The organism is Aurantimonas sp. C2-5-R2 (assembly GCF_036549495.1).
GTDB lineage: Bacteria > Pseudomonadota > Alphaproteobacteria > Rhizobiales > Rhizobiaceae > Aurantimonas > Aurantimonas coralicida_A.
Genome location: NZ_JAZHLJ010000108.1, coordinates 1 through 8,968 on the forward strand (window position 1 = coordinate 1; position 8,968 = coordinate 8,968).

The 8,968-nt window shown below is 62.2% G+C and carries 10 protein-coding genes and 3 pseudogenes; 3 read left to right on the forward strand and 10 right to left on the reverse strand.

The annotated features are described in order from the left end of the window. Positions 1-431: 431 nt before the first annotated feature. The 5 genes and pseudogenes from VQ044_RS22485 to metE all read right to left on the reverse strand — a co-directional run bounded on the left by VQ044_RS22485 (position 432) and on the right by metE (position 4,985). Entirely contained in the window at positions 432-971 is a 540-nt protein-coding gene (locus VQ044_RS22485; RefSeq protein WP_327649878.1) for a DUF488 domain-containing protein, read from the reverse strand. Beyond that, entirely contained in the window at positions 971-1,180 is a 210-nt protein-coding gene (locus VQ044_RS22490; protein WP_442872998.1) for a DUF2945 domain-containing protein, read from the reverse strand. The genes VQ044_RS22485 and VQ044_RS22490 overlap by 1 nt, the downstream gene beginning before the upstream one ends. 16 nt (positions 1,181-1,196) lie before the next feature. Continuing rightward, on the reverse strand, positions 1,197-2,120 hold the full coding sequence (locus VQ044_RS22495; RefSeq protein ID WP_327649888.1) for an IS5 family transposase: 924 nt from the start codon (positions 2,118-2,120) through the stop codon (positions 1,197-1,199). Positions 2,121-2,165: 45 nt separating this feature from the next. Next, positions 2,166-2,362, reverse strand: a pseudogene (locus tag VQ044_RS22500) (IS3 family transposase); the annotation flags it as partial. 268 nt (positions 2,363-2,630) lie between these two features. Continuing rightward, positions 2,631-4,985 carry a 5-methyltetrahydropteroyltriglutamate--homocysteine S-methyltransferase gene (metE, locus tag VQ044_RS22505; protein WP_327649881.1) on the reverse strand — a complete coding sequence of 785 codons (2,355 nt, stop codon included), beginning with the start codon at positions 4,983-4,985 and terminating at the stop codon, positions 2,631-2,633. A 468-nt stretch (positions 4,986-5,453) separates the two neighbouring features. Between metE and VQ044_RS22510 the strand changes: the two genes are divergently transcribed. The 3 genes from VQ044_RS22510 to VQ044_RS22520 all read left to right on the forward strand — a co-directional run bounded on the left by VQ044_RS22510 (position 5,454) and on the right by VQ044_RS22520 (position 6,594). After that, positions 5,454-5,591, forward strand: a complete 138-nt coding sequence (locus tag VQ044_RS22510; RefSeq protein ID WP_327649883.1) for a hypothetical protein — start codon at positions 5,454-5,456, stop codon at positions 5,589-5,591. After that, positions 5,588-5,956: a phage integrase N-terminal SAM-like domain-containing protein gene (locus tag VQ044_RS22515; protein WP_327649884.1), complete on the forward strand. Its 369-nt coding sequence runs from the start codon at positions 5,588-5,590 to the stop codon at positions 5,954-5,956. The genes VQ044_RS22510 and VQ044_RS22515 overlap by 4 nt, the downstream gene beginning before the upstream one ends. A gap of 176 nt (positions 5,957-6,132) precedes the next feature. Continuing rightward, positions 6,133-6,594 carry a tyrosine-type recombinase/integrase gene (locus VQ044_RS22520; RefSeq protein WP_327649886.1) on the forward strand — a complete coding sequence of 154 codons (462 nt, stop codon included), beginning with the start codon at positions 6,133-6,135 and terminating at the stop codon, positions 6,592-6,594. A gap of 100 nt (positions 6,595-6,694) precedes the next feature. Here the strand turns inward: VQ044_RS22520 and tnpB are convergent. The 5 genes and pseudogenes from tnpB to VQ044_RS22540 form a co-directional block, all read right to left on the reverse strand. Further along, positions 6,695-6,796 (reverse strand): annotated as a pseudogene (gene tnpB, locus VQ044_RS25905) (IS66 family insertion sequence element accessory protein TnpB); the annotation flags it as partial. Then, entirely contained in the window at positions 6,793-7,164 is a 372-nt protein-coding gene (locus tag VQ044_RS22525; protein ID WP_327649889.1) for a hypothetical protein, read from the reverse strand. The pseudogene tnpB and the gene VQ044_RS22525, both read right to left, overlap by 4 nt. A gap of 79 nt (positions 7,165-7,243) precedes the next feature. Then, positions 7,244-7,483: pseudogene (locus VQ044_RS22530) on the reverse strand (Mu transposase domain-containing protein); the annotation flags it as partial. Positions 7,484-7,594: 111 nt separating this feature from the next. After that, positions 7,595-8,839 (reverse strand): NifU family protein, encoded by a 1,245-nt coding sequence (locus tag VQ044_RS22535; protein WP_331827787.1) that lies wholly within the window; start codon positions 8,837-8,839, stop codon positions 7,595-7,597. Continuing rightward, positions 8,832-8,968: gamma-butyrobetaine hydroxylase-like domain-containing protein (locus tag VQ044_RS22540; RefSeq protein ID WP_331827788.1), on the reverse strand; the 137-nt coding region annotated here is incomplete at its 5' end. The genes VQ044_RS22535 and VQ044_RS22540, both read right to left, overlap by 8 nt.

Genomic DNA, 8,968 nt, shown 5'->3' on the forward strand with positions numbered 1-8,968 from the left:
CCCCAAAAGGAAAACAGCCTATCCACTGGCCGGGTTTTACTCCGGCGCGGCCGACCCTCTCGCCGCCGCTTCGTGGCCTAATTTGTCACCGTCATGGTGGGCGTGGCTCATTGGTCGGGTGGATACCGGTGGCTTCCGGACGCCGGTGGCCGGTCAGAAAGACACGTGTTTGTTGGTGTTTGTGCGGGGCGCGAGTGGATCTGGCTTCCGGGTAGCTTCCCAAACATCCGGCTCTGTCGCTGGCGATGTCCCGCGCTTCGCCCGCCAGCATACGAATGTTGCCAGGAAGGAACCTGAATTCGTCTGGAGGCGGGAGCGAACCGCGATGGGTGCGCCTCTCCCGAGGATAGCCAGAAATCTAACTTGGTCCGCCGTTATTGTCCGCTCGAAAAGTGTCCACCGGACACAATCGCCTTACCCCGATGCTCCGATCATGTGCTGCTGATGGGATAGATTACCTTTCCCTGTGCTGTTCGTTGCGCCCCACGGGTGGGCGTGGCGTTATCAATACGCCCGGGTGCCATCAGGTGATCGACCTCGTGGCTGTTCAAGAGCAGGTAGTCAGTGATGATACGGCGGTGGCACCGCCACCAGACGGCTTCAGAGCACATCAATGCCAGGCGACGGTCGCGGCCAAGCTGGACCAAATCATCGAATGCGGCAGCAAATTCATCACCCAAGGCGTAGTCGGCGTAGTTGTGAAAACTCTGAACGCGCCACATCGCATTGAGGCTTTCAGCTATGCCCGGTTGCTTGCGCCGCCGCCCTCCCAGCGCCGGGCAATGTCGGTAGCCGATCTGCACATTCGCGAGGTCGTCCGGCAACTGGTCGATGTTGAACACAGGGTTGGTGCGGGATCGCGGAAACGAACGGACGTCAATCAGCACGTCGACCTGCGGTTCACGCAGCATATCCCGAAACTCTTCGATGCTGCGGCTGGAATGACCGATAGTTGTGAACTGCGCCACCATCACTTAATCTTCATCAGGGCGCCTTCCTTGTGAGCGGCGATGTGATCGGTCTTGTCGCTCTTGATTTCGTATTGCGGGTCATCCTTCGACGCACGGTGCCGGTGACCCTTGTAGTCGAAATCATCGTAATGGACCTCCATGATCTTGCCGCTCACCCGGCCAGCTTCGGAATTCCAGCTGACGTGATTACCGACGGAAAATTTCGACATCATGATCTCCTTCACTTTAAGGGGAATGCTTGGAATGCTGGGTCTGTTCCGCTGGGCCCATGCTCGCCTCCTTCAAACCGTCATCACCCAGATTCCGCCATAGCTCCAGCGCATCCGGGACAGACCATAGCTGCGCTTGCAGGTTCCGAAGATTCCTGCGGCGAACATGGCCGACCGCCTTGTTCCACGCCTCCAATCGGCGCAGGGCTTCCTCGCCGCCCCAGACGCCGCGGCCCGGCAGGCATGATACGCCGCCGGCAGTCCGGATCAGCGTCTCGTTGGCATGGCTGGCATAAGCCAGGTCCGCGTAGACCTCGCCAGGGCTCTCCGGCAGCACCGCCGCCAGCATCTTGCCGTCGTTGAGGTTGGCGGGCGTGATCTCGACGACGCGCACGATGTCGCCACCGGCGTCTGTGGCTACATGCGCCTTGTAGCCATGGATGGCGGGCCGGCGGCGATGCTTCACCCAGCGTGCCTCTTCGTCTTTCCCCTTGCTGGCCGAAGCGATCACCGTCGCGTCGATCAGCGTGCCCGTCTTCACCAGGACGTTCCTGCGATCGAGTTGCCGCGTCACGGCCTCAAACAGAACCCGGTCGAGCGACCGGGCCACCAGTTCCCGCCGGAACCGCACGAAGCTGGTGCGCTCCGGGGTCGGCTCGTCCGCCGCAAAACCGCAAAACCGGCGGAAGCTCGCCCGATCATCCAGAGCCTCGGCCAGCTTCACGTCCGAAAGATCGTGCCAAACCGCCAGCAGCAGCGCCTTGAACAGGGCCAGAGGCGACCAAGCCTGCTCGCCCTTTGCCGAGGCATAGATCGGAGCCAGATGATGATCGATCTCGGCCCAGTCAACCAGGTTGGCAATCTCGTTCAGCGAGCCGGCTCGCCGTGCGTCGCTCTTTGCAAACCTCAGATCTTCCTGCCCAATCCGCCGCCGCGCCATCGTCCCATCCTCATGCTCCGACAAGAGAATTGAATCACGCAAACACCCAGCCATCAAGCGCTTTCGCGCACAGGTCTCATGATAATGGCTCTGAGCAATGCCTTCCTTGCGGCACTCGGCAATGCTGTCTTCGCCACGCAGCCCGTCCACACAATACGGATCTTGTCTTCGCCCGAAAAGCGCCGTCGGGTCGGCCGGTAGATATCTTTCACCACCTGCTCGGCAGATGCCCTTGCCGGCAATTTCGGCTTGGAGGATTTGGGTCTCGTCTTCGTTCCTTCGTCACTACGACGAGACCCAAATCCTCCTCAAATCACAATCGCATTTCTGTGCCATTGGTGCTGTCGGCGGACGGCCGGCCACCTCAGACTGGCTTTTGACGATGCCGGCCTGCGAAGGACCGCATTGCCCACCTACGAGAGGCACACACCTCCGAAGAGCATCCCTCGATGACTGGTATCGCCGGGAACGACGATATCGATCTTTCGCGTGGACCCCGACGACCCTTTGTTATGGGTCCGCCTCGGTCATTGTACGCAGACGACGTGCTGCCTCAACCATGTTTTCGAGGGCTGGGCGGACCTCCTCCCATTTACGCGTCTTGAGGCCGCAATCGGGGTTCACCCAGAGTTGCCCGTCGGAAAGGCGTTCTCGGGCAAGCGTCAGAAGCCGCGTCATCTCCTCGACGTCCGGCACGCGCGGCGAGTGGATATCGTAGACGCCGGGGCCGATCTGGTTCGGATATTTGAAGATCCGGAAGACGTCAAGAAGCTCCATCCGCGAGCGTGACGTCTCGACGGAAATGACATCGGCGTCCATTGCCGCAATCGACGCGATGATGTCATTGAACTTCGAGTAGCACATGTGGGTGTGGATCTGAGTTTCGTCTGAAACGCCCGATGTGCATAGGCGGAAGCAGTCCACCGCCCAGCCAAGATACGCCCTCCAATCGGCTTTATGGAGTGGTAGTCCCTCGCGAAGGGCTGCCTCGTCTATCTGGATCATCTTCGCACCAGCAGCCTCGAGGTCGCAAACCTCGTCCCTGATCGCCAAACCGATTTGCCGGCAGCTCTCGAAACGCTGGATATCGTCTCGCACGAAGGACCAGTTCAGGATCGTTACCGGACCGGTCAGCATGCCCTTCATCGGCCTGGCGGTCAGCGACTGCGCATATCGCCACCAGTCGACCGTCATCGGTTCGGGCCGCGACACGTCACCGAACAAGATGGGCGGACGAACATAGCGCGATCCATAGCTCTGGACCCAGGCATGCTTGGTGAACGCGAACCCTGAAAGCCGCTCGCCGAAATACTGCACCATGTCGTTGCGCTCGAACTCGCCATGGACGAGGACGTCGAGGTCAATCTCCTCCTGCCAGCGGACGGCCTTCGCCGTTTCGGTGCGCAGAAACGTCTCGTATTCCTCAAAGTCCAGACTGCCGTTATTGAAGGCCGACCGGGCCTTCCTTACGTCCTGCGTCTGCGGGAACGATCCGATCGTCGTCGTCGGAAAAAGCGGAAGACCCAAGGCCTTTTTTTGAAGCGCCGCGCGTCCCGCAAATGCACTCCTGCGACGGGACATATCCTTCGTGGTCGACGCCATCCGAGCGGCCACGACCGCGTCATGCACCTTGGACGAGGACGCTCTCGCGGCGGCTGCTAACTTCGACGCTTCGATCGAGTCATGCACCTTCGAGCGGCCTTCACGCAGCGCCCGTGCGATTACATCGAGTTCCTCGATCTTCTGAACCGAGAAGGCGAGCCATGACGCCACGTCCTGATCGAGTCCTTCCTCAAGGGTAAGGTCGATCGGCACATGCAGCATCGAGCAGGACGACGCGATCTCGATGTGATCGGCCCCGTAATCGCGGACGATCGGTTCGAGATGATCGAGGATGGCCGGAAGGTTCGCCCGCCAGACGTTGCGCCCGTCGATCACACCGAGCGACAAGATGAGACCTTTTGGCGCGGTCGCGACGGCAACTTCGAGTTCGTCCGGGGCACGAACGAGATCCAGATGGACGCCCGCCACCGGAAGCGAGAGCGCTAGATCGAGATTGTCGCCGAGGCCGCCGAAATAGGAGGTGAGCATGATCTTCAAGCCGGGCGCCGCTTTCGCCATCCCGGTGACCGCAAAACGCAAGGCCTCACGTTCGTTGTGGGTCAGGTCGAGCGCGAGTGCCGGTTCATCGAGTTGTACGCTGCGAACCCCGACCATCTGCAGATGCCGCATCAACTCCTCGTAAACCGGCATCAGGCGGGAAAGCAATGCAAAGCGATCGAGACCCTTCTCCGTCGTCTTCCCGAGCTTAAGGAATGTGACCGGTCCAAGAATGACAGGACGCGTTTCGTAGCCGAGCGCCTTGGCTTCGAGATACTCGTCGACAGGCTTCGTCGCGGCCAGCGTGAAGTCCTGCTCCGATCCGAATTCGGGAACCATGTAATGGTAGTTCGTATCAAACCACTTGGTCATTTCGAGCGCGGGCACGCCATTGCCTCCCCCGTCATGACCATGATCATGACCGCAGATCGCATCGGCACCCCCTTGGCTACCCCGTGCCATCGCGAAATAGGTGTCGATGGGCAACGGTCCGCCCTTCCAGTCGTAGCGTTCCGGAATGGCGCCGACCATCGCCGCCGTGTCGAGGACGTGATCGTAGAGCGAGAAATCGTTGGACGGGATGTTGTTCACGCCCAGCGCCCTTTGACGCGCCCAGTTTGCGGCGCGAAGGTCAGAAGCGGCCTTGAGAAGGTCGGTGGCAGTGGTTTTGCCCGACCAGTAGGATTCGAGCGCGAACTTGAGCTCTGGCCGCGGCCCGATCCGCGGAACGCCGAGAGTGCTGACGGAACAGAGAAGAGAAGACATCGGCTAAACCCCAATTGCAATATTGGAGGCAAGGACCGTGCGGACGCGCCGACGGGTGTCCCGGCGGAACCGCCAAGCGCGCCACCGGATACTCCGCCAAGCGACTGCCGTTTGTGTCGCGGCAGGTCTTCTGGCTCGCGGCTCGTTACCTTCGGTCCGGCTGCCTCAACAGGAGAGCAGGAATCGTGACGAGTCCTGCTACGCCAAATTCGGGGACGCAGTCAATATCACATAAGGATATATTTATATGATTATTCCACTGATTCAGCGTTAGCGAGAATACGATCGATGAGATCACGGAATTGAGCGAGCTCCAACTCGGGCTGCGGACCGTTTTCGGCAAGCCATCTGCAGGCCGGCGCTAAACTCTACCCGACTGGGACGCCGGGGGAGGGAAGATGGCCGCATGATCTGCGGCATCGGTTCGCCGTCACGCGTCTTGCCGTCTGGCATCGAGAGAACGCCGATGTGCAAGCGCTGCTGCCTTTGTTGGCGACCTATCTCGGCCATGCCCGCTACACCGACACCGCCTATTATGTGACCGCCACCGCGGATCTTCTGGGTATGGCGGCTGACCGCGCGTTCGCCGGCGGAGGTGTCTCATGAGCGCACGCTTTCCACTCCCGCCGCTGCTGGAGTCGTTCTTTCGCAACCGTCTGACCAGGCAAAGGAACGCGGGCCGTTCCACCATCGCCAGCTACCGAGACGCCCTGCGCATGCTGATCCTGTTCGCCGCCGAACGCACCGGATACAAGCCTTGCGCGTTGGCGGTCGAGGATCTCGACCGCGACCTCGTTCTCGCCTTTCTGAACGAGCTCGAGCGAACGCGGAAGAACACGATCCAGACGCGCAATGCGCGCCTGACGGCGATCCGGTCGTTCTTCCACCATGTGGCGGCGAGCGATCCGGCATCGCTGGGCGTCGCCCAACGCATTCTCGCCATTCCGGTTAAGAAGTCGCAATCGAGGTAACGCATCATATCACACCACGCGAAGTCGACGCTCTCATTGCCGCGCCGGATAAGCGAACCCCGCGCGGCCGCCGCGATCGGGTCCTGCTGCTTTTCCTCGCGCGCACCGGCGCGAGCGTTTCGGAAGCCCTCGGCGTCAACGCCTGCGACCTCCATCTCGATCGAGCGTGACCGCAGGTGCTGTTGCGCGGCAAGGGTCGCAAGGAACGGGTCGTGCCGATCCCGGATGATCTCGCCAAAGCGTTGACGGCGTTGATGAGCGAGCGAGGAGTCGATCGCCAAGAAACGCGAACGCTCTTTGTCGGCCTACCTGAGACCCGCCTGACGCGTTTCGGCGCGACACATATTGTACGGCGGACTGCCGCCACAGCCGCGGTGGGCAGGCCGGAGCTGGCGCGTAAATCCATCTCGCCTCATATCTTCCGGCACTCGCTCGCGATGACGCTGCTGCAATCCAGCGTGGACCTTCTGACCATCCAGGCCTGGCGGGGTCATGCGCAAGTCGCCACCACGCACCGCTACGCCGCCGCGGATGTCGAGATGATGCGGCGCGGACTGGACAAGGCGGGTATCTCGGGCAATCAAACCACCCGTTTTCGGCCGAAGGACGCGGTGCTGCACCTGCTGGAGAACCTTTGAATATTATTTGGCGGCAAAACTCCCCTTCGCCGCGGAACCACAGGCCGCAGGCGCACGCCGCCACATAATCACGCCCGACACATAAATTTGGATCGCGCTTCAGCGTCTCCTGGACCATCAGTGACAATCCGGAAAAGCCCTTGCGCATGTGGACATGGCCCGTCGCCAGCCAGACACGCACGCCACTCGGAGCCGGGATCATGTACGACGATCCACGACGTCGAGAATGCGGGCGAGCGCTTCAGCATCGATGCCTGCGTCAACGCGGATCGTGCTGCCGCCGGCGAATTTGATCTCGATCCGCGAGGCTCGCGATCGCCGAGACTTCGGTCGTCCCGTTGTCCGGGTAGCAACCTGCGTCTTCGCTGGCGTTCCAAGCACCTGGTTGGAAATGGCGACCGGGAGAAACTGTTCGCCATCGCCAACCTCATCGGCCTTCTCAACACAAAATTGACGTCGCCATCGGTAAATCAGGGACGTATCGATGTCGTGCTGACGGCGATCGCGCTGACGCTGGCGCCCGCCACCAGTGTTTCCAGAACCACCTGTTCCTTGAATGAAGTCGGCCAAGGCCGGCGTCGCCCTCGATCTCGAGCCATATCGATCTGTTGGAAGGCCACGCGGTTACCTCGCTGCTTGCACTGTGGTTGTGCTCGTTGACGGTGACATGGCCAGAGCGCGCCGACCGGCGAACATGGCTGGCGACCCGCTTGTGGTCGTGGAATATCTCGACGACCCGATGGAGCAGCCTCACGTCGACCTTCTGGCCGATCAACCCGTGCGGCACGGAATAGACCGTCCGCTCGACATCGACGTGATAGTTGAGATGGACCTTGGCGGTCTTCCATTCGGCGTATTCGAAGGGCGCCGCCGGTAGCGGCGACAAGGCATCTGGAGCGCACCCCGTTTTGACCGGACAGTTGGCGGGCGAGCGCGCGTTCGCCGATACCGAGCGCGGCAAGACCGGTCGAGGTCTCGTTATCTCGCCCGCGCCGTTTCGTCAGCTTGACGAGCGGCGCTCATTCATCTGCCGATCGTGGAATTCCCGCTCGGTTTCGCCCGGCTCCGGACCGCGACCCAACGCGCGGGCAAGGTCGAAGAACCCGCGCCCGGGGACCTGTCCAAGTCCGCGGCCGACGACGCGCGCAGCGATAAACGGACGGCCAGCTTCTGCGTCTTCGCGCATCGTCGTCTCGAGCGCGCGGGTGATCTTGCGGATGGAGCCCGGCGCATACAGCCCCAGTCCCCAGGCGAGCGCGCTGTAGGTGATCGGCAGTTTGTCCGCCGGCAGAGTGTGCAAGTGACGGCGGACACTTTGAGCAAGCGTGGCGGGTGTGCGTCCGCCAGGCGCCGCCGCCGCCCGCGGGGGCGGAAGCTCTCGCGCAGTTCCGTCAGCCATGACTTCCGCCGCCCAAGTGCGCTCGGCACTGCGCACGATCACCCGCATCCCTTCTTCATGCGAGGGTGCGGGGCGGCCCTCTGTCGTTATGACGATGTCGCTGCAAGCCAATCCTGCCCGCAATGCGTCCGGCTTCAGCCCGAGGCGTGGCGCGAGGTAGTTCGGGTCAATCGTCACTTGACCACCATCCCATCCGATGACGCCACGCGGGACGGGGCGCGCGAAGACCGGGCTTTGCCCCGGCACATCGCGGTAGAAGGGGTTCTGACCTCCGGCATGGTCAGTCACGTCGACGATCTCGCGGATCGCGGGGAGAGCCGCGCGCAGTATGGTCTCGACCCCGTTCCTGAGCGTTACGGACGACGCCGCGCAGCCCTGGCAGCCGCCGGACATCCGCAGATACACCGCGCCGTCCCTTGCGTCCTCGGCGCGGATGTGGCCGCCGTGGCCAGCGATCGAGGGGTTTGCCCGCGTGTCGAGCACTTCCGTGACCGCCGCAAGAAGCGTCGCGTCCCGGCCCTCTGCCGAAGATTGAGCGGGCGGGGCGCCGAGCGGCTGGTCGCTGCTCTCCAGAACCCGACGGATTGCCGCCGCGACCGTCGGCTTGAGCGTCTGCCAGTCACTGCCGGGCGCGCGCGTGACCATGATCGTTTCGCCCATGACCTGCACCCTCCTGACGTCTTCCGTGGCAAATAGCGCTCGCGCTAGAGGGGCGTCGTCCGTCGCCGCGTTGAAGCTGGCCGAGCGGCCGTCCTGCACTGGCGCGTCGAGGATGAAACGCATCGTCTCCGGATCGCGCGGAGATGCCTGCGCGCGGATGCGGCGGCGCGTGGCGGAGTTAGACATCCTCGATCTCCGCGCTCTCGATCTCGCGCAGCGCCGGGAAGGTGTAGATGCCGGAATTGTGCCCGTCGCTGAAAGCGATGCCGAGTGCATAATTGCCGACGCTCCATATCCGCGCCGGTACAACGTCGA